Raw genomic sequence first — 20,957 nt, 5'->3', positions numbered from 1 at the left:
AAAATAAGTTTACATATAACTTCTTTGTCACGGACAAACTCAACTGTAACTTCTCCCGAAGTACGGACACTATCTCTATAGTATCCACAGAGTTTTTCACCGCGTATTTATTTATATTCATTTTTCATTTTGAAATCACATCATTTGTCCATTGGACAAACATATCCTAAAAGTATATCTTATTTTTTAAATTTTCTTAGTCAAGTTTTTGATTTTGAGAATGTTGCTTCTATTTTGTTTATTTTTATTGGATTGAATTCAGGATTTCAAACTAAACAATACGTTTTAATTTTTAACTCTAACTTCAACTATTGAAATGAAAATCTCTATTGTTGTTACTCAGGAAGAACACTTCAAATTCGCACAGGAAATTTGCGATACAATAGAATCATCTGCCCTATTAAGAGGTACCGGGATTGCTAAAAGAACGCCCGAATACATTCAGAAAAAAATGTCAAACGGTGATGCGATGATTGCCTTGGCAGATGGAAAATTTGCAGGTTTTTGTTACATCGAAAGTTGGCAACACGGAAAATTTGTTGCCCATTCCGGTCTAATTGTGCACCCGGATTACAGAAGTTTGGGTTTAGCCAAAAAAATCAAGTCAAAAGTTTTTGATTATTCTCTGGAAAGATATCCGGACGCCAAGATATTCGGTATTACAACTGGTTTGGCTGTAATGAAAATAAACTCTGATTTGGGTTACAAACCAGTTCCTTTTTCTGAACTCACTACCGATCCAAGTTTTTGGGCGGGTTGTAAAACCTGTACGAATTATGAAATTCTAAAAAGCAAGGAAAACAAAATGTGTCTTTGTACGGGGATGTTATACGACCCAAAAGACAAACAAAAAGAACCGCCGAGACACCCTTTTAACGTGGCTGTTTTAAGTAGGTTAAAAAAAATCAAACAAGCTTTGTTCCTGAATAAAACGTTGTTTTTCGGGTTCTTGTCTTAAAAATTAAACTAAAAGAGAAATCTCAAACTTGCTACATACGAAAGTATTAGCCTAAATTATAAAAAAATGAAAAAAGTTGTATTAGCTTATAGTGGAGGATTAGATACCTCGTATTGTTTGAAATATTTAAAAAATGAAAAAGGATACGAAGTTCACACTGTACTCGTAGATACAGGAGGATTTGATGAAGAAGAATTATCAGCTATCGAAAAAAGAGCTTATGAGTTAGGGAGCGCGCAACACGCTAACCTGACAATCGTTGATAAATATTATGATAAAGCTATAAAATATTTGATTTTTGGAAACGTATTAAAAAACAATACGTATCCGTTATCAGTAAGTGCTGAGCGTGTTTTTCAGGCAATTGAAGCCATAAAATATGCTAAAAAAGTTGGGGCAAGCGCCATCGCACACGGAAGCACAGGTGCCGGGAATGATCAGATTCGTTTTGATTTAATTTTCCAAACCATTGCTCCTGAAATTGAAATCATTACACCAATTAGAGATTTAAAACTATCCAGACAGGAAGAAGTAGATTATTTGTCAAAAAATGGTGTTCATTATTCTTGGGAAAAAGCACAATATTCAATCAATAAAGGGCTTTGGGGAACCAGTGTTGGAGGTAAAGAAACTTTAACATCTAGTGAGCCGTTGCCAAGTGAAGCTTATCCTTCTCAATTGCAAAAAGAAGGAGAAGAAAAAGTGACCTTGCATTTTGAACAGGGAGAATTAGTGGCATTAAACGGAAAGAAGGATGTTCCTGAGAAAAATATCGTCAAACTTGAAAAACTGGCAAATGCTTATGCTATTGGAAGAGACATTCACGTAGGAGATACTATTATCGGAATCAAAGGAAGAGTTGGTTTTGAAGCTGCTGCACCGTTAATTATCATCAAAGCGCATCATTTACTGGAGAAACATACACTTGGTAAATGGCAGCAATACTGGAAAGAACAACTAGGAAACTGGTACGGAATGTTGTTTCATGAAGGTCAGTTTTTAGATCCGGTAATGCGTAACATTGAAACCTTTTTGCAGGATACTCAGAAAACAGTTAACGGAACAGTAACGGTTTCATTAAAACCGTATCATTTTTCACTTGACGGAATTGAATCTAAAAACGATTTGATGAATACTGGCTTTGGTCAATATGGAGAAATGAACAATGCCTGGACGTCTGACGATGCAAAAGGATTTATTAAGATTTTAGGAAATGCTCAAAACATATTTTCATCTGTAAACCATTTAGATCATGATTAATGTCGGAATAATTGGTGGTTCGGGCTATACAGCCGGAGAACTCATTAGAATTTTAATGTATCACCCTAATGTAAACATCGATTTTGTTTACAGTACAACCAATTCGGGAAAACCACTTTCTGTGGCGCATCACGACTTGATGGGAGATATTGAAATGAACTTTACAGATGTTGTAAATCCAAATGTAAATGTGGTGTTTTTATGTCTTGGACATGGAAAATCGATTTCATTTTTAAAAGAAAATCAGTTTGCAAGCCATACGAAAATCATCGATTTAGGAAATGATTTCAGATTAAACAAAGATGCTCATTTTGAAGGGAAAGATTTTATTTACGGCTTGCCTGAATTAAATAAAACAGACATCAAAAAAGCAAATTACATTGCAAATCCAGGTTGTTTTGCTACAGCTATACAGTTGGCTTTGCTGCCTTTAGCGAAAAGCAATCTGTTGATTAATGACGTTCATATTAATGCAACAACCGGAAGTACCGGAGCGGGAGTAGGGCTTTCGGAAACCTCGCATTTTAGCTGGAGAAACAATAACATGTCACATTACAAGGCTTTTGAACACCAGCATTTAGGTGAAATTGGAGAAAGTCTGGTTCAGTTACAGGATGATTTTGAAAGTGAATTGCTTTTTATTCCAAACAGAGGAGATTTTCCAAGAGGAATTTTCGCCACCTTATATACAATTTCTGACGAGAGTCTGGAACAAACAGTAGCCAGATACGAAGAATTCTATAAAAATGAACCTTTTGTTACCGTAACAACGACAAATATCAATATGAAACAAGTCGTTCAAACCAACAAATGTATCATCAGTTTATTGAAAAAAGGAAACCGGATTTTGATCACTTCAATTATTGATAATTTAACCAAAGGTGCTTCAGGACAAGCCATTCAGAACATGAATTTAATGTTCGGATTAGAAGAAACCACCGGTTTACATTTGAAACCAAGCGGATTTTAGGAAAAATTTGTTTCAAGTTTCAGGTTTCACGTTCTATACGTAACTTGGGATTTGAAACTCAAATCAAGTTCAGGTTTAAGTTCCAGGTTTAACGTTTAGCGAGCAACTTGAAACATGAAACATGAAACAAAATAAACAAAAAAAGATGAACTTATTCAACGTATACCCACTTTACGATATAACCCCTGTAAAAGCGCTAGATTGCACTATTACAGACAATAACGGAGTAAAATATTTAGATTTATATAGCGGTCATGGTGTAATCTCGATCGGACATACACAACCGGATTATGTAGCTAAATTAAAAGATCAGTTAGATCATTTGGGATTTTATTCCAATGCCATTCAGAATCCATTACAGGTAGAATTGGCACAGAAATTAGGAAAGCTTTCCGGATTAGAAGATTATGAATTGTTTTTATGCAGTTCTGGTGCTGAAGCCAATGAAAATGCTTTGAAATTAGCCTCTTTCCATAACGGAAAATCAAGAGTTGTAGCTTTTGACAATTCTTTTCACGGAAGAACTTCTGCCGCTGTTGCAGTTACCGATAATAAGAAAATCGTAGCACCAATTAATGCACAGCAGGAAGTTACTTTTTTACCATTAAACCAAATCGAATTAGTTGAAGCAGAACTGGCCAAAGGTGATGTTACAGCTGTAATTATTGAAGGAATTCAGGGAGTTGGTGGTTTAGACGAGGGAACAACCGAATTTTTTCAGGCCTTAGAACAAGCATGTAAAAAACACGATGTAGTCCTGATTTTAGACGAAGTACAATCGGGATACGGAAGAAGTGGAAAATTCTTCGCGTTCCAGCATCATGGAATCAATGCTGATATTATTTCGGTTGCCAAAGGAATGGGGAACGGATTTCCGGTAGGAGCTATTTTAATTTCACCAAAATTTGAAGCAAGTTTTGGATTATTAGGAACTACTTTCGGAGGAAGCCATTTGTCTTGCGCAGCGGGTATTGCGGTTTTGGATGTAATTGAAAAACTGGATTTACAGAAAAATGTAAACGAAGTTTATGAATATTTCTTAGAGAAAATAAAAGAAGTTGAAGGGATCAAACAAGTAAAAGGAAAAGGATTAATGCTGGGGGTTGAGTTTGATTTTGACGTTGCGGCTTTAAGAAAAAAACTAATTATCGAAAAACGCATCTTTACAGGAAGCGCCAACAACAAAAATCTACTTAGAATTTTACCGCCGCTTACCGTAAAAAAAGCAGATATAGATACGTTTGTAAAAGCTTTGAAAGAGAGTTTGGAAGAACTAAAAAATTAACTCTCATCAAATTAAACCCGACAGGTTTTTAAAACCTGTCGGTTTAAATAAGGGAAACAACCAAAAAACAACCAACTTTCGTTTAATCGTTTAACTGATTAATAGATTAACCAATTAACCAAAAAAAATGAATCCATTATCAATTGAAAAACGCAATCTGGTTTTGCGGTCTATGGCAAAGCTGGTCGAGCAGGAGCGGAGTCAGATTATCTTAACCAATCAGGAAGATCTTGCTGATTACGATGGCTCAGATTTAGCGATGGAAGAGCGCCTGAAAGTAGATGATAAAAAAGTCGACGAGATGATTTTGTCTCTCAATCAGTTGGCTTCGCAAGAAGATCCTGTTGGAGTAGAGCGTTTTCATTTTGTTCATGATAATGGAATAAAAGTGATTAATAAAACCGCCGCTTTTGGAACGATTTTAATCATTTACGAATCCCGTCCGGATGTTACAATTGAAGCGGGAGGAATTGCTTTTAAATCCGGAAATAAGATTTTATTAAAAGGAGGAAAAGAAGCCTTAAAATCGAATTTGAAAATTGTGGATTTATGGCATCAGGCATTGGGAGAAAATGGCGTTTCGAAGGATTGGGTGGAGTATTTGAATTATAATCGTACAGAAACTCAGGCTTTTTTAGAAAAACCAACTCAAAAAGTAGATTTAATCGTTCCCAGAGGAGGAGAAAAACTAATAGCCTTTGTAAAAGCTCATGCCACTTGCCCTGTTATTGTAAGCGGACGAGGAAATAACTTTGTTTACGTTCATGAAAAAGCAGATACAGATTTGGCTTTGAAAATAATTTTAAATGCCAAAACCTCTAAGATTTCAGCCTGTAACGCAGTCGATAAGGTTTTAATAGATTCTAAATTACCCAATTTTGAAGGATTTACAGCTATACTGATAGAAGAGCTAAAGCAGTTTAATGTAGAAGTAATTGTAGATGAATCTCTAAAAAGTTTTGAGGATACAACAACACTTCAAAACGAAGACATTTGGTACGAAGAATTCCTGGATTATAAAATAGTAATCGGAAGTATTGATTCTGAAGAAAATGCAATCGATAAAATAAATAAATATTGCGGAGGACATTCGGCAGTAATTATTACGAAGGATGACAAAGCAGCGCAGGAATTTATGGATGCTGTTGATACCGCAGCCGTTTACCAAAATGCTTCAACCCGTTTTACTGACGGAGGACAATTTGGTTTAGGTGGAGAACTAGCCATAAGTACAGATAAATTACATCAGCGTGGCCCAATAGGACTTCAGCACCTCGTAACGAATAAGTGGTACGTGTATGGAGAAGGACAAATTAGGTAATTGAGATAATTAGATAATTGGACTCTCTTAGATTGCAAATAATTGGAATTTGGAATTTAAAAATTGGAATTTATGAAAGACAAAGTTTTGCGATATAAAAACTTAGAATCTTAGCAACTTAGAACCTTAGCAGCTTAAAAAAAAATGGCAAAAAAAAGGATTTTATTAAAAATAGGAAGTAATACTTTAACCAAAGAAACCAATCATATTTCGCGGGGGAAGATCGAAGACCTTGGTATGCAGATTGCTGCTTTAAACAAAGATTATGAATTTGTAATTGTGAGTTCCGGAGCAATCGCAGCAGCAAAACAGTTTGTAAAACTCGAAAGTAAAGGAAAAGAAATTGTAGTTAAACAAGCATTAGCTTCAATTGGTCAGCCTCATTTAATGCGGATTTTTCATGAAAATTTCAGCGATTTAGGTTTGTTGACTTCGCAGTGTTTATTGTCTTATTCTGATTTCGAAAAAGAGCAGTCGAAAGTCAATATAGTCAATACCATAAACGTATTGGTTGAGAATAATTACATTCCGATTATTAATGAAAATGATACGGTTGCCACAGATGAGATTCAGTTTGGAGACAACGATAAACTGGCGGCATTAACGGCAGTTCTTTTAGATGTTGATATTCTGATTATTGCCACTAATACAAACGGAATCTATACGAAAGATTCTATTCATGATGAAAATCCGGAGACGATTAAATTGGTACATGATTTAAAAGTATTAGAAAAAGAAATTGGCGAATCAAAATCATCTCATGGGACAGGAGGGATGCAGTCGAAAATAGAGGCAGTTGCAATTGCAAAAGCTGCTAATATCGAAACCTGGATTGTTAATGGCTTGAATGATAATTTTATTCTGAAAGCATTAAGCGATGAAATTCCTTTTACAAAGATTGTGTAAATTAGAACGCGGATGAGGCAGATTCGCTAAAGCGAAGACGCGGAGAAGAACGGATTTTTATATTTTATTTTTATGTAGTATATTTCATGCAAATTTTTGAAATTATGAAATTGCTGCATCAAGAGTTAACGGATGTCATTATTAAAACTTTTTACGAAGTATATAATGAATTAGGATATGGATTTTTAGAAAGAGTTTATCAAAATTCCTTGTATTTGGAATTAAAGAATAAAGGGCTTAAAGTTGAAGCAGAGAAGAAAATTATTGTGTATTATAAAGGAACTAAAGTAGGTGAATATTATGCGGATTTGGTAGTGGAAGATTTGATTATTTTAGAATTAAAAGCTGCTGACAGTATCGCTCCAGCCTTTGAAAATCAAATATTAAATTATTTAAGAGGTACAAATTGCGAAGTAGGTTTACTGCTAAATTTTGGAACAAAACCAGAGTTTAGGCGGAAAATTTTTGAAAATAACCGGAAAATCAGAATTTAAAATCTGGTTAAATCTGCGTCTTCGCGATAGCGAATCAGTGTAATCCGCGTTTAAATACCGCATTAGTAAAACAAGAAAATTATTTAAAAAAGGCATATAAGTTAAATTTGTTTGATTGGTCAACCGATTAACCAAATTAACGATTAACCGATTAAACAAGAAATTATGAATTATATTTCAATACAAGATATCGACTCCTTATCAAAATGGGTGAAAGGTGCGTTAAAAATTAAAAAGAACCCACTTAAAAATCAGGCCTTAGGGAAGAATAAAACCTTAGGGATGTTATTTTTTAATCCGAGTTTAAGAACGCGTTTGAGTACTCAAAAAGCAGCGCTAAACTTAGGAATGAATGTTATGGTAATGAATTTTACCAACGAAGGCTGGACATTAGAGTTTGAAGACGGAGCTGTTATGAATTCCGGTGCATCAGAACACATCAAAGAAGCTGCCGAAGTAGTCTCTCAATATTGTGATATTATCGCCATTCGTGCTTTTGCCGGTTTAGAAGACAAAGAAAAAGATTATGCCGAAACCGTAATCTCAGGTTTTTTAAAACATGCAACAGTGCCCATTGTAAACATGGAAAGTGCTGTTCGTCACCCGATGCAATCTTTGGCGGATGCTATTACAATGGAAGAATACAAAACAAAGCACAAACCAAAAGTAGTACTTTCGTGGGCGCCTCATCCGAAAGCGTTGCCTCAGGCGGTTGCCAATTCCTTTGTTGAAATGATGCAAATGCAAAAAGATATGGATTTTGTAATCACGCATCCGGAAGGTTACGAATTAAGTCCCGAAATCACAAAAGACTGCAAAATCGAATACGATCAAAACAAAGCGTTTGAAAATGCCGATTTCGTTTATGTAAAAAACTGGAGTAATTTTAACGACTACGGAAAAGTAACCAATACTGATCCAAACTGGACGGTTACAGCAGAAAAAATGGCATTGACCAATAATGGAAAATTCATGCACTGTCTTCCGGTTCGTCGTAACGTAATTGTAAGTGATGAAGTTCTGGACAGCAAAAACTCGATCGTGATTCAGCAAGCCAATAACAGAACCTATTCGGCACAATTGGTTTTACAGAAGATATTGAAGAAATTATAATTTTTGGAGGTACTAAGGTTCTAAGTTTCTAAGATGCTGAGAAACTGTTGAATAAAAACCTTAGTTCCCTAGAATCTTAGCAACTTAGAACCTCATGAAAAAAGTTACAGTAATAAAAATTGGTGGAAACATCATCGATAATCCACAGGAATTAGAGCAATTCTTAGCTGATTTTTCTAAGATTGAAGGACATAAAGTTTTAGTTCACGGTGGTGGAAAATCGGCTACAAAAATGGCACAGAGTATTGGTTTGGTGCCACAAATGATTGATGGACGTCGAATTACAGATGCTGCGATGCTTGATGTGGTGGTAATGATTTACGCTGGACAAATCAACAAACATATAGTAGCACAATTACAGGCAAAAGACAATAATGCAATTGGTTTTTCAGGTGCCGACGGGAATCTGATACAATCGGTGAAACGAAATCACCCCACAATCGATTATGGTTTTGTAGGTGATGTAAAACAAGTGAACACCAAATTATTGGCTACTTTGTTAGAGACCGGAATTGTTCCTGTTTTTTGCGCCATAACACACGACAAAAACGGACAATTGTTAAATACTAATGCCGATACCATTGCAAGTGAATTATCCATTGCCTTGTCTGAAGTTTTTGATGTTACACTAACCTATTGTTTTGAAAAGCAGGGAGTTTTACAGGATTCAGAAGACGATTCCTCTGTAATAACCGAAATCAACGAAACATTATATAATAAACTAAAAGAAGAAAAAGTAATCCATTCCGGAATGATTCCAAAATTGGATAATTGCTTCAACAGTTTAGCAAGAGGCGTACAGAAAATCAAAATTGGGCATCATAAAATGCTTCAAAATCCTAATGTTCTGCACACCACCATTACGCTGTAAAAGTTATAGCCACAGCTTAGCGGATTAAAAGGATTAGAATCTGTGAAAATTCTGTTAATCTGTGGCAAAAAAAGCACGTCACGCAAAGCATTTTAAATATTAATTTAAGAAATTTGCGCAAACTAAAAATGTCACAGATTTAATAAAAACTATGTGACTTCGAGCCTTCACGGCAATGAAACCATAACTATGAAAAATATTGCAACGCTTACCCAGGAAGCAATTAATTTATTAAAAAGCCTTATCGAAACTCCTTCCTTTTCAAGTGAAGAAGACCAAACAGCCCTTTTAATCGAAAATTGGTTCAATCAAAATGAGATTCCATTTCAAAGAGAAAACAACAATGTGTGGGCTTTCAACAAGTATTTTGACGAAAACAAACCTACGCTTTTATTAAACTCGCACCACGATACCGTAAAACCCAATCAGGCTTATACAAATGATCCGTTTAAAGCCATCGAAAAAGACGGGAAATTATTTGGTTTAGGAAGTAATGATGCCGGAGGATGTTTGGTTTCATTACTGGCCACATTTGTGCATTTTTACGAAAATCAGAACTTATCACATAATATTGTAATTGTGGCCTCTGCCGAAGAAGAAAGCAGCGGAAAAAATGGTTTAAACAGCGTTTTAAAGCATTTACCCGAACTAGATTGCGCTATAGTGGGTGAGCCTACTTTAATGCAACTGGCTGTTGCCGAAAAAGGGTTGTTGGTTTTAGACGTAAAAGTCAAAGGAACCGCAAGTCATGCTGCACATCAAAACGACGATAATTCCATCTATAAATCAATTCCCGTAATGGAATGGTTTAAAAACTATAAATTCGATAAAATCTCAGAAGTGTTAGGTCCTGTAAAAATGACCGTAACACAAATCAGCGCAGGAAAACAGCACAATGTAGTACCGTCAGAATGTGATTTAGTGGTGGATATCCGTGTAACCGACTGTTATTCGAATACGGAGATTCTGGAAGTGGTGAAAGCCAACGTAAATGCTGAAGTAACACCAAGATCCATGCATCTTAACGCTTCATCAATTCCGGTTGCACATGGTTTGGTACAGGCCGGAATCGCTTTGGGAAGAACAACTTACGGTTCACCAACACTTTCAGATCAATCTGTTTTAAGCTGTCAGTCCTTAAAACTAGGGCCAGGTGAAACATTACGTTCCCATTCAGCAGACGAATTTATTTTTATAAATGAAATCGAAGAAGGAGTCGATTTGTATATCAAAATACTAACCGATTTCTTTAAATTATAATATTAATTAGGAGCTATTTCCCGCTATCCGTTCCAATCTTTTATTTTTTTAAAGAAAAAAAATAAAAGGATTTCCACTGCTATCGGGGCTAGAAACACCAACAATATAAACGACAACATTAGAATAAATTAGAAAATTAAGATCTAAAAATCTAAGTAGTCTAACGTTCTAAGCAGTCTAAAAATCTAAGTTATGAAACTTTGGGAAAAAGGAATACCAACAGACAAACAAATCGAACATTTTACGGTTGGAAATGACCGTGAACTGGATTTAGTTTTAGCAAAATACGATGCTTTAGGTTCGATCGCTCATGCCAAAATGCTTGGTCAAATTGGCTTGTTAACTCAGGAAGAAACTACTTCTTTGGTTGAGGCATTAAACGAAATTATCGCTGATATTGCAAAGGGAAATTTCGAGATAGAAGATAGTTTTGAAGACGTACATTCCAAAATAGAGTATTTACTCACCATAAAACTGGGCGATGCCGGAAAAAAAATTCATACCGCACGTTCGCGAAACGATCAGGTTTTAGTGGATGTACATTTGTATTTAAAAGACGAAGTAAAAGCAATAAAAGAACAGGTAAAAACGCTTTTTGATTTGTTGATGCAATCGGCAGAAAAACATCAAAATGTTTTATTACCGGGATATACTCATTTGCAGATCGCAATGCCATCGTCATTCGGAATGTGGTTTTCGGCCTATGCTGAAAGTTTAATTGACGATATTACCCTGTTAAACGCGGCCTCAAAAGTGGTAGATCAAAATCCGTTGGGATCAGCTGCAGGGTATGGAAGTTCGTTTCCTATCAACAGAACCTTTACGACTCAGGAATTAGGATTTGAAACGCTAAAATACAATGCCGTAGCAGCTCAAATGAGTCGAGGAAAAGCAGAGAAAACGGTAGCATTTGCCATGAGCAGTGTTGCGGCCACCCTGTCAAAATTGGCGATGGATGTTTGTTTGTACATGAGTCAGAACTTCGATTTTATAAGTTTGCCATCCCATCTTACAACAGGGTCCAGCATCATGCCACACAAGAAAAACCCGGATGTTTTCGAATTAATCAGAGGGAAATGCAACAAGATTCAGGCGCTTCCATACGAAATCACTTTAATTACCAATAACCTTCCAAGTGGTTACCACAGAGATTTGCAACTTTTAAAAGAAGGTCTGTTTCCTGCGATTCAGAACTTAAAAGCATGTTTGGATATTGCCATATTCTCTGTAAAAGACATTACTGTAAAAGACAACATACTAAAAGATAAAAAATACGATTATTTGTTTACAGTAGATACTTTAAACGAAATGGTAGTGGCGGGTATGCCATTCAGAGACGCTTACAAAGCTGTTGCCGAACAACTGGAAGCAGGAACCTACCAATCTCCAAAAGAAACAAAACATACACATGAAGGCAGTATCAATAATTTGTGCCTGGATGCGATAAAAGATAAAATGAAAGCAGCTTATTAATGGTTAATTGTTAATTGTTAATTGTGAGATGTAAAAAGGTTATTGTGAAATGTGAAAAGTAAAATAGCTCAATTACTATAATCAAAAAACGAAATCCCGAATTTTTTAAATTCGGGATTTCGTTTTTTAGCTCACAGCTCACAGCTCACAGCTCACAGCTCACAGCTCACAGCTCACAGCTCACAGCTCACAGCTCACAGCTCACAGCTCACAGCTCACAGCTCACAGCTCACAGCTCACAGCTCACAGCTCACATTTTACAATAATCATCTTACAAATAAAAGAAAAACACTATTTTTGATTTACAGTTTTATAAAAGTAACTATGAATAAGTTTGACGATCAGGCCACTAAAGCACTTTTGGACAGAAACCTATTAACAGAAAATCAGTATCAGGAGATAACTTCCTATCGAAGTTTGGGTATTTTTTCGCTAAATGCGGAACTAAAGCTATTTCTGTACTTGTCTGTACTATCGTTTACTTCAGGAATCGGGATTTTAATTTACAACAATATTGATACAATCGGACATATTGCGATTCTGTCTTTACTATTAATTGTTATAGGGGTTTGTTTCTATTTTTGTTTTAAAAACGCAAAAGGATTCCAAAAAACAGAAACCGTTTTTGAGCATCCGGTTTTAGAATACCTGGTCCTGGCAGCCAATATATTGACCTGTATTTTTATTGGTTATCTGCAATTTCAATACAAGCCATTCGGAACACATTACGGACTGGCCACCTTGATTCCAACTCTGGTTAGTTTCTTTTGTGCCTACTACTTCGATAATAAAAGTGTTTTAACAATTGCAATTACGGGTTTGGCGGCTTATGTAGGGCTTTCGGTAACGCCACAGGATTTACTCAACAACAGTAATTTTTATGCCGATCAAAATTTGAGTTATTCCGCAATTCTGCTGGGTATACTGCTTGTTTTGTGGACGGTTTACAGTTCGAGAATTCAGTTAAAAACACACTTCAGCATCATCTATCTTACCTTTGCTTTGCATATCACCAGTATCGCATTAATTCATAATCTGACAGGTTATTTTGAGGATGGTATCTGGTTGGTTTTTGCGGTGTTATTGGCTGGTTCTTGCTACTATTTTTATAAGGTCAGTTATCAGTTTAAAGCAATTTCACTGTATGTTTTTACAATCGTTTATGCTTATATTGGACTTAATATAATTTTGTTTCGAATTTTTGACCATATTGACTTTTCAGACGTTTGGGAATTACTCATTTTACTCCTCCCGTTGTATTTTATAGGTTCAATCATAATGTTTATTAAACTGATTAAGAAATTCAATAAAGAAATTACAGCATGATAGTATACGATAAAAGTGCCCTGGATAATTTAGCTTTAATTGAAGAAGCTGCTTCTCTGCATTCAGCCGGTTTTATAGGCAAGGAACAAAAGGACCAGATTAAAAAAGAGCTGACTGTTTTTAAAAGACAAAAAAACATATTAGTCCGATTGGGATTTTTTCTGCTCGGCTCATTTTTATACCTCTCCATTTGTGGTGCGATCTCGTTATTGGGACTTAACGGAGAGGACACCTTTTTTAAAATCTGCTGTTATATTTTTGCTTTGGTAGGTTTGGGTGGCGCAGAATTTTTAGCCAATCAAAAATACTATGGACATGGACTGGACGATGCTTTTATTCTGGGAGCTATTTTAAATATAGGATTCGCTATTGCCATTACAACAGAAGGTTACGAGCTGATGATTGCTATTTTTGTTGCCGTTATGTCGTTCCTGCTTTATAGCAGATATTTGAATTTGCTGTCGCTGTTAGTGTTTTGTTTAGCCTCAACTGCCGTTTTGTTTTTTGGCCTGTTTGAATTTGGGGAAAACGGAAAAACAATTTTACCATTTGTGACTATGCTGTTTGCTGTGGGACTTTACTTTGTTACCAAAAAAGCACTTCAAAATCTAACCAAAAGTTATCACTACAAAGGACTTTTGTTAGCGAATAGTTTCTGTTTGATTCTATTTTACCTTTCGTGTAATTATCTGGTGGTAAGAGAGCTTTCTGCGGAACTTTTAGGCGTAGCTGTGCTTCCTGGACAGGATATTCCGTTTGCGTACTTCTTTTATGCTTTTACCTTTATAGTGCCGGCGATCTATTTGGTTCAGGCTGTAAAAAACAAAGATCGAATCCTATTATGGATCAGTTTTTTAGCTATCGGTTTTACGATTTACACCATTCGGTTTTATTATTCCGTTTTGCCAATAGAAGTAGCACTGACGCTGGGTGGAGTAGTTTTATTTGCCATAGCTTATTTCTCCATCAGAAAACTGAAAGACAAAGAAAGCGGTTTGACATTTAAACCGGACCGAATTAATACCTCAAATGCCATTTTAAATGCCGAAGCTTTACTTGTGGCTTCTGCTTTTGGAATGAAACCGGAAGCTAAACCTGAAAATTCTCCTATGGATTTCGGTGGAGGTGGTTTCAGCGGTGGCGGATCCGAAGGAACATTTTAATTAAGTGCAAAAAATAGAAATGTGAGATGTAAACAGAATGAATTTACATCTCACATTTTATTATTTAGAGCCTAAACTTCTTTTTTTTCTATCTGAATGCTAAAAAAGAAGTCTAATGTTATACTTTTTCTTTCAAAGCAATTGCATCAATATCGCTGTGCGAAACATCATAAACGGCTTTTCCGTTTCGGATTAAAATTAACTGTGGAGATTCATGATACACATTGAATCTGCTCGCGATTTCATTTGAAATATCGCGATGCGCAATTAAATCAAGGAAATAAGCATCTACCGTATCTTCTAAATCAAATTCACGCTCAAATTGCTTCAAAGCCATACGGCTGATACTGCATCTGGTGCTGTGTTTAAAAATAACAACCGGCTTTGCATTGGATAGTGTTTCGATCTCCATTAATTGGGCAATATCGGTTAATTCTGTCCAATTTACATTGTTTTTTGGAGTGTCTGCTGACTCCGAATTTCCGAAGATTGAATTAAAAAAACTCATATTTGACTTGTTTTGTGACTTTTTGGCGTTAAAAATAGACTAAAAATCAATTTTAAGCGACATTTTGTCGGTATTTCTAGTATGGAATATAATTTGAATGTTCTGAAGCAAAGTTAGAGTATTTAAAATTAAAAAATTAATTCAATAAATTGTAATTTTAAAGACATCGGACTATCAAACGAATAATCAATCCTAAATCGTATACATATGAACATAAATAAATTTACAATTAAAGCGCAGGAAGCCATTCAGTTGTCACAGCAATTGGCCCAACGCAACGGACAACAGCAGATAGAAAACGAACACATTTTTAAAGCTATTTTTGAAGTAGATGAAAACGTGGCTCCGTTTATTTTGAAGAAATTAAATGTAAATGTTCCGTTGTTTTTACAAATATTAGACAGTACAATTCAAAGCTTTCCAAAAGTTTCAGGAGGCGATATATTGCTTTCCAGAGATGCGAACAAAACACTAAACGAAGCGGAAATCATTGCTCAAAAAATGAACGATGAATATGTTTCTATCGAGCATTTAATTTTGGCAATCTTCGATTCAAAAAGCAAAGTTTCCCAGATTTTAAAAGATCAGGGTGTTACAGGAAAAGGCCTTAAAGCGGCCATTGAAGAACTTCGTAAAGGCGAAAGAGTAACATCGGCTTCAGCTGAGGAAACGTATAATTCATTAAACAAATACGCTAAAAATCTAAACGAACTGGCCCGTACCGGAAAATTAGATCCTGTTATTGGCCGTGATGAAGAAATTCGTCGTGTATTGCAGATTTTAACGCGAAGAACAAAAAATAATCCCATGTTAATCGGAGAACCCGGAGTTGGTAAAACGGCTATTGCAGAGGGATTGGCACACAGAATTGTGGATGGTGATGTACCGGAAAACTTAAAAGACAAGATCGTTTTCTCATTGGATATGGGAGCATTGATTGCCGGTGCTAAATTTAAAGGAGAATTCGAAGAGCGTTTAAAAGCGGTGGTAAAAGAAGTTACCGCTGCTGAAGGTGATATCGTTTTGTTTATTGATGAAATTCACACACTTGTAGGTGCAGGTGGAGGAGAAGGAGCAATGGATGCGGCCAATATTTTAAAACCGGCTTTGGCTCGTGGAGAGCTGAGAGCAATTGGTGCAACAACTTTGGATGAATATCAAAAGTATTTTGAAAAAGACAAAGCGCTGGAACGCCGTTTCCAAAAAATCTTAATTGATGAACCTGATACCGAAAGTGCTATTTCGATCTTACGTGGTATTAAAGAAAAGTACGAAACGCATCATAAAGTTCAAATTAAAGACGAGGCGATTATTGCTGCGGTTGAACTGTCGCAACGTTACATTACCAATCGTTTTTTACCGGACAAAGCTATTGATTTGATGGATGAAGCAGCTTCGAAACTGCGTATGGAAATCAATTCAAAACCGGAAGAGTTAGACGTTTTAGATCGTAAGATCATGCAGTTGGAAATTGAGATTGAAGCGATTAAACGTGAAAAAGAAGAAAGCAAACTGAAAATCCTGCGCATGGATTTGGCGAACTTAAAAGAAGAACGCAACGAAATTTATGCAAAATGGAAATCAGAAAAAGATGTTGTGGACGGAATCCAGGCTGTAAAACTAGAATTAGAAGACTTTAAGTACGAAGCAGAGCGTGCCGAACGTGATGGTGATTACGGAAAAGTAGCTGAAATTCGTTACGGAAAAGTAAAAGAAGCGCAAGGACGTTTGGAGATTTTACAAAAACAATTACAGGAATATCAGTCTGGTAATTCTTTGATTAAAGAAGAGGTAACCCGTGAAGATATTGCCGAAGTGGTAGCCAAATGGACCGGAATTCCAGTCATGAAAATGCTTCAGACAGAAAGAGAAAAGTTATTGCATCTGGAAGACGAATTACACAGACGTGTAGTCGGGCAGGAAGAAGCGATTGAAGCGGTAAGTGATGCCGTACGCAGAAGCCGTGCCGGTTTACAAGACATGAAGAAACCTGTTGGAACGTTCTTATTTTTAGGAACTACCGGTGTTGGTAAAACAGAATTGGCAAAAGCCTTGGCGGAGTATCTTTTTGACGACGAAAATGCCATGACACGTATTGATATGAGTGAGTATCAGGAACGTCACAGTGTGAGCCGTTTAGTGGGCGCGCCTCCGGGATATGTGGGCTATGACGAAGGTGGTCAATTGACCGAAGCGGTTCGTAGAAAACCTTATTCTGTAATCTTGTTAGACGAGATTGAAAAAGCACATCCCGATACGTTTAACATCCTGCTTCAGGTTTTAGACGAAGGTCGTTTAACAGATAACAAAGGCCGTTTGGCCGATTTTAAAAACACCATTATCATTATGACTTCTAATATGGGAAGTCAGATCATACAGGATAAGTTCGAAAATTTAAAAGGAAGTATCGAATCAGCGACAGAGGCTGCAAAAGTGGAAGTGTTAGGCTTGCTGAAACAAACCGTTCGTCCTGAATTTATCAACCGTATTGATGAGATTGTGATGTTTACGCCTCTAACAGTAGATAATATTTCTAAAATTGTAAGTCTACAGTTGAAGAGCGTTACAAAGATGTTGGCCCTGCAAGGCATTACAATGGATGCAACGCCGGAAGCTATCGCATATTTATCAGACAAAGGTTATGATCCTCAGTTTGGTGCAAGACCGGTAAAACGTGTGGTTCAAAGAGAAGTGTTGAATCAGCTGTCAAAAGAGATTTTGGCCGGAAACATAACCACCGACAGCATCATTTTATTAGATGCTTTTGACGGGCAATTGGTTTTCAGGAACCAAACCCATAAGGAAGAATAATCAATAACAGCGAGATGTCGTACATCTTTACTATTTCAAAAAGACACCAGCCGAAACGCTGGTGTTTTTTTTTATGCAATCTCTTCTTAGTACTAATATTCTGTATAAGAATTGTTATATATTTGAATAACTAATCAGAAAATCAATGATATGAAAGAAAATCTACGCACTTTTTTAATTTTATTTATTACAGGCATTTCATTTGTAAGCAATGGCTATTCGCAAGAGAGTGTAGTTGTTTCGGGTGGAAATGCTACCGGGAGTGGAGGTAGCTCGAGTTACTCCGTAGGACAGATCGCCTACACAAGTTTACCCGGAGGAGCTAATGGATTTGTTTTGCAAGGTGTTCAACAGGCTTATGAAATAATCAGCCTCGGGAATGACGAATTTAAAGATATTACTCTTGCAATGACCGCTTATCCTAACCCAACTGTTGATGTACTTAGTTTGGCTGTTGCTACAAACGAATGGAATGATTTATCGTGCCAATTGTTTGACAGCACCGGAAAAATGGTATCCAAGAGCCTGGAAGTTACCAACCCTGAAACGAGCGTATCGATGCAAGGGTTAAATAGTGGCATTTATTTTCTGACTGTAAGTAACAGCGGTAAAACCATAAAAACGTTTAAAATCATAAAAAAATAACTTTCTAACAGCAGAAAAATATATGAAAAAAATTACTCTAGTATTATTATTGTTGAGCTCTTTTACCATTTTATTTGCGCAGGCTCCGCAAAAAATGAGCTACCAATCCGTTATTCGTAAAACCGATGGTACATTGGTTGCCGGTACTTTAGTGAGTATCAAAACAAGTATTTTGGCAGGCTCCGCAAGTGGCACAGCTTCTTATGTAGAAACACAAACTACAACAACAAACAGTAATGGATTGGCGACTATAGAAATAGGAGGCGGAACAGCCGTTACCGGAACTTTTGCAGGAATAAATTGGGGTACGGGATCCCATTTTATCAAGACCGAAATCGATCCAACAGGAGGAAGTAATTACACCATTAGCGGTACAAGTCAGTTGTTAAGCGTGCCTTACGCCTTGTATGCGGGAAGCAGTCAAAGCAAAGGAAAGACAAGTTTAATAATAGCAGGTGACATTACAGATGCACAGGCGGCAGCGCAAATAGCGGCGGAGTTCGGACCTGAAACAGAAAATATTTACGTTATGAATACCACAAATTTGACAACTTTGGACTTAAGTGCTGTAAAAAGGCTGGTAGACTTAAGTATAAAAAGTAACTCAAGTTTAGTTAATGTAACTTTGGGCAACCTTGCGGAAGTTTATAATGAATTATATGTAGAAGGCAATGCAAAATTAGCCTCTATTTCGTTTCCCGTTTTAAAAACAGTACTTGCTTCTGAAATTTATTTTTCCGGCAATACCTCATTACAATCTGTTTCTTTTCCTTTATTGACTAAAACTAAAACGATTTACATCAGTGGCAATCCGTTTCTTTCTTACGTTGATTTACCGGTTTTTTCTTCATTTTACAGTACTCAGTACAGTTTTCAAGTGAGTAGAAATGCACTTCCAAGTTATCATATTAATTCGCTTTTAAGTAAACTGCTAAATGTTACTCCTGCAAGTGGAAAGTTTATTGATTTGTCAGGTCAGACCCCACCAGCTCCACCTACCGGACAAGGGATTATCGATAAAGCAACTATAAAAATGAACAATAGTATTTCAACCGATTAAATTTAGCATTAATTCTTTTTTGTCACCATATCACAGGGCAAGACAATAAAAAGGTAAAAAATCATAAAGAAAACCCTCTAACAACAGAAAAATAGATGAAAAAAATTACTCTAATAGTACTATTATTGAGCTCTTTCACCATTTTATTTGCGCAGGCTCCGCAAAAAATGAGCTACCAATCGGTTATTCGTAAAACTGATGGTACATTGGTTGCCGGTACTTTAGTGAGTATCAAAACGAGTATTTTGGTAGGCTCCGCAAGCGGTACAGCTTCTTATGTAGAAACACAAACTACAACAACAAACAGTAATGGATTGGCGACTATAGAAATAGGAGGCGGAGCAGCCGTTACCGGAACTTTTGCAGGAATAAATTGGGGTGCTGGATCTCATTTTATCAAGACCGAAATTGACCCAACAGGAGGAAGCAACTACACCATTAGCGGTACGAGTCAGCTGTTGAGTGTACCTTATGCCTTGTATGCGGGGAGCAGTCAGAACAAAGGGAAACCAAGTATTGTTATAACCGGCGATGTCACAGATGCGCAGGCAGCGGCACAAATAACCGCTGAGTTAGGAGCTTACACAGAAAATATTTATGTAACCAGTACAACGAACTTAACGACTTTGGATCTAAGTGTAATAAAGAATTTAATAAATTTGAAAATCCAGAATAATTTAAAGCTAGTGAATGTGAATTTAAGTAACCTTGCTGAAGTATATAATGATTTGGATGTGGCGAATAACGAAAAGCTTACTTCAATTGCGTTTCCTCTTTTGAAAACATTACAAGCCTACGACACCGGTATTTTGAATAATCCTTCTTTAACCTCTATTTCATTTCCTTTGTTGACTTCATGTAAAGGACTGTATTTTAGCAACAATGCGATTCTTACTTCGATTCAGTTGCCTGTATTGTCTTCGATTATGGACAAAGGCGGATTGTCTCTTGATTTTTCTAAAAATGCACTTCCCAGCTCTGAAGTTAATTTGTTGTTAAGCAGATTTTTAAATATTTCTCCTCTTTCAAAAAACTCCTTCCTATTGCACGACCAAAATCCGCCGGCTCCACCTACCGGACAAGGAATCATAGATAAAGCAACTTTAATAAGCAGAGGTAATAATGTTGCGACCGATTAATGAACTTATTCTTAAAAAAATAGTTAAAAGACACCAGCCGAAACGCTGGTGTTTTTTGTTTAGATACAGACTTGTAATGCAATAAATGATATAAATTTTTCTGAAAGTAATATAAAATAGTTTGAAATAAAGTTAGGACCTTTAGGGTAGTGATTTGAAAATCAATTCAAAAGACAAACAACTTTAAATAAATTACCATGAACAATATTTTTAGAGGATTAATAGCAGGTTACGGTGCGAAAAAATTAGGAGGAGGCTGTTTTGGAACTATTTTCGTTTTTATCATTATCTGGGTACTTTTAGGGCAATGCAGTTAATTTTTTGATAGAAAAATTAGCAAAAAAGTCTTAGATTCGCGGCAGTAAACAACCAGAACCGCCAATTGAACCGGATC

18 protein-coding genes are annotated in these 20,957 nt (G+C 36.2%); 17 read left to right on the top strand and 1 reads right to left on the bottom strand.

Translation table 11 applies throughout. From position 1 onward, the window contains the following. Nucleotides 1–316 precede the first annotated feature (316 nt). The 13 genes from ACN1CN_RS02460 (at nucleotide 317) to ACN1CN_RS02400 (ending at nucleotide 14,400) form a co-directional block, all read left to right on the top strand. Entirely contained in the window at nucleotides 317–958 is a 642-nt protein-coding gene (locus tag ACN1CN_RS02460; RefSeq protein ID WP_264523673.1) for a GNAT family N-acetyltransferase, read from the top strand. A gap of 66 nt (nucleotides 959–1,024) precedes the next feature. Further along, nucleotides 1,025–2,218 (top strand): argininosuccinate synthase, encoded by a 1,194-nt coding sequence (locus tag ACN1CN_RS02455; protein ID WP_017497102.1) that lies wholly within the window; start codon nucleotides 1,025–1,027, stop codon nucleotides 2,216–2,218. Then, nucleotides 2,211–3,188: an N-acetyl-gamma-glutamyl-phosphate reductase gene (argC, locus tag ACN1CN_RS02450; protein ID WP_419134539.1), complete on the top strand. Its 978-nt coding sequence runs from the start codon at nucleotides 2,211–2,213 to the stop codon at nucleotides 3,186–3,188. The genes ACN1CN_RS02455 and argC overlap by 8 nt, the downstream gene beginning before the upstream one ends. A 145-nt stretch (nucleotides 3,189–3,333) precedes the next feature. After that, nucleotides 3,334–4,473, top strand: a complete 1,140-nt coding sequence (locus tag ACN1CN_RS02445; protein WP_419134761.1) for an aspartate aminotransferase family protein — start codon at nucleotides 3,334–3,336, stop codon at nucleotides 4,471–4,473. Nucleotides 4,474–4,600: 127 nt separating this feature from the next. After that, nucleotides 4,601–5,794, top strand: coding sequence for a glutamate-5-semialdehyde dehydrogenase (locus tag ACN1CN_RS02440; protein WP_419134538.1), 1,194 nt, complete (start codon nucleotides 4,601–4,603; stop codon nucleotides 5,792–5,794). A 144-nt stretch (nucleotides 5,795–5,938) separates the two neighbouring features. Then, nucleotides 5,939–6,700 carry a glutamate 5-kinase gene (gene proB, locus ACN1CN_RS02435; protein WP_419134537.1) on the top strand — a complete coding sequence of 254 codons (762 nt, stop codon included), beginning with the start codon at nucleotides 5,939–5,941 and terminating at the stop codon, nucleotides 6,698–6,700. A 104-nt stretch (nucleotides 6,701–6,804) separates the two neighbouring features. Then, nucleotides 6,805–7,194, top strand: coding sequence for a GxxExxY protein (locus tag ACN1CN_RS02430; RefSeq protein ID WP_419134536.1), 390 nt, complete (start codon nucleotides 6,805–6,807; stop codon nucleotides 7,192–7,194). A gap of 165 nt (nucleotides 7,195–7,359) precedes the next feature. After that, nucleotides 7,360–8,307 carry an N-acetylornithine carbamoyltransferase gene (locus tag ACN1CN_RS02425; protein WP_264523680.1) on the top strand — a complete coding sequence of 316 codons (948 nt, stop codon included), beginning with the start codon at nucleotides 7,360–7,362 and terminating at the stop codon, nucleotides 8,305–8,307. 94 nt (nucleotides 8,308–8,401) lie between these two features. Continuing rightward, nucleotides 8,402–9,178 (top strand): acetylglutamate kinase, encoded by a 777-nt coding sequence (gene argB / locus ACN1CN_RS02420; protein WP_419134535.1) that lies wholly within the window; start codon nucleotides 8,402–8,404, stop codon nucleotides 9,176–9,178. Between the two features lie 189 nt (nucleotides 9,179–9,367). Beyond that, nucleotides 9,368–10,438, top strand: coding sequence for a M20 family metallo-hydrolase (locus ACN1CN_RS02415; RefSeq protein ID WP_419134534.1), 1,071 nt, complete (start codon nucleotides 9,368–9,370; stop codon nucleotides 10,436–10,438). A 192-nt stretch (nucleotides 10,439–10,630) separates the two neighbouring features. Continuing rightward, on the top strand, nucleotides 10,631–11,911 hold the full coding sequence (gene argH, locus ACN1CN_RS02410; protein ID WP_264523683.1) for an argininosuccinate lyase: 1,281 nt from the start codon (nucleotides 10,631–10,633) through the stop codon (nucleotides 11,909–11,911). Between the two features lie 324 nt (nucleotides 11,912–12,235). Continuing rightward, on the top strand, nucleotides 12,236–13,237 hold the full coding sequence (locus ACN1CN_RS02405) for a DUF2157 domain-containing protein (protein ID WP_419134533.1): 1,002 nt from the start codon (nucleotides 12,236–12,238) through the stop codon (nucleotides 13,235–13,237). Further along, on the top strand, nucleotides 13,234–14,400 hold the full coding sequence (locus ACN1CN_RS02400; protein ID WP_419134532.1) for a hypothetical protein: 1,167 nt from the start codon (nucleotides 13,234–13,236) through the stop codon (nucleotides 14,398–14,400). Before ACN1CN_RS02405 ends, ACN1CN_RS02400 begins: the two co-directional genes overlap by 4 nt. A 118-nt stretch (nucleotides 14,401–14,518) precedes the next feature. On the opposite strand, the gene ytxJ is transcribed toward ACN1CN_RS02400, so the two are convergent. Beyond that, a complete protein-coding gene (ytxJ, locus tag ACN1CN_RS02395) occupies nucleotides 14,519–14,908 on the bottom strand; it encodes a bacillithiol system redox-active protein YtxJ (RefSeq protein WP_291285426.1) in 390 nt (129 codons plus the stop codon). A 207-nt stretch (nucleotides 14,909–15,115) separates the two neighbouring features. Between ytxJ and clpB the strand changes: the two genes are divergently transcribed. The 4 genes from clpB to ACN1CN_RS02375 all read left to right on the top strand — a co-directional run bounded on the left by clpB (nucleotide 15,116) and on the right by ACN1CN_RS02375 (nucleotide 20,563). Then, on the top strand, nucleotides 15,116–17,719 hold the full coding sequence (gene clpB, locus ACN1CN_RS02390) for an ATP-dependent chaperone ClpB (RefSeq protein WP_291285427.1): 2,604 nt from the start codon (nucleotides 15,116–15,118) through the stop codon (nucleotides 17,717–17,719). A 150-nt stretch (nucleotides 17,720–17,869) separates the two neighbouring features. Beyond that, nucleotides 17,870–18,364 carry a T9SS type A sorting domain-containing protein gene (locus ACN1CN_RS02385; protein WP_419134531.1) on the top strand — a complete coding sequence of 165 codons (495 nt, stop codon included), beginning with the start codon at nucleotides 17,870–17,872 and terminating at the stop codon, nucleotides 18,362–18,364. 22 nt (nucleotides 18,365–18,386) lie between these two features. Next, nucleotides 18,387–19,424: a hypothetical protein gene (locus ACN1CN_RS02380; RefSeq protein ID WP_419134530.1), complete on the top strand. Its 1,038-nt coding sequence runs from the start codon at nucleotides 18,387–18,389 to the stop codon at nucleotides 19,422–19,424. Nucleotides 19,425–19,519: 95 nt separating this feature from the next. After that, nucleotides 19,520–20,563 (top strand): hypothetical protein, encoded by a 1,044-nt coding sequence (locus tag ACN1CN_RS02375; protein ID WP_419134529.1) that lies wholly within the window; start codon nucleotides 19,520–19,522, stop codon nucleotides 20,561–20,563. Nucleotides 20,564–20,957: the final 394 nt, after the last annotated feature.

Origin of the sequence: Flavobacterium sp. T12S277, from assembly GCF_048514875.1 — a bacterium.
Taxonomy (GTDB): Bacteria; Bacteroidota; Bacteroidia; order Flavobacteriales; family Flavobacteriaceae; genus Flavobacterium.
The sequence above is the reverse complement of the archived record's forward strand: the minus strand, read 5'-3'. Positions and strand labels throughout refer to the sequence as shown.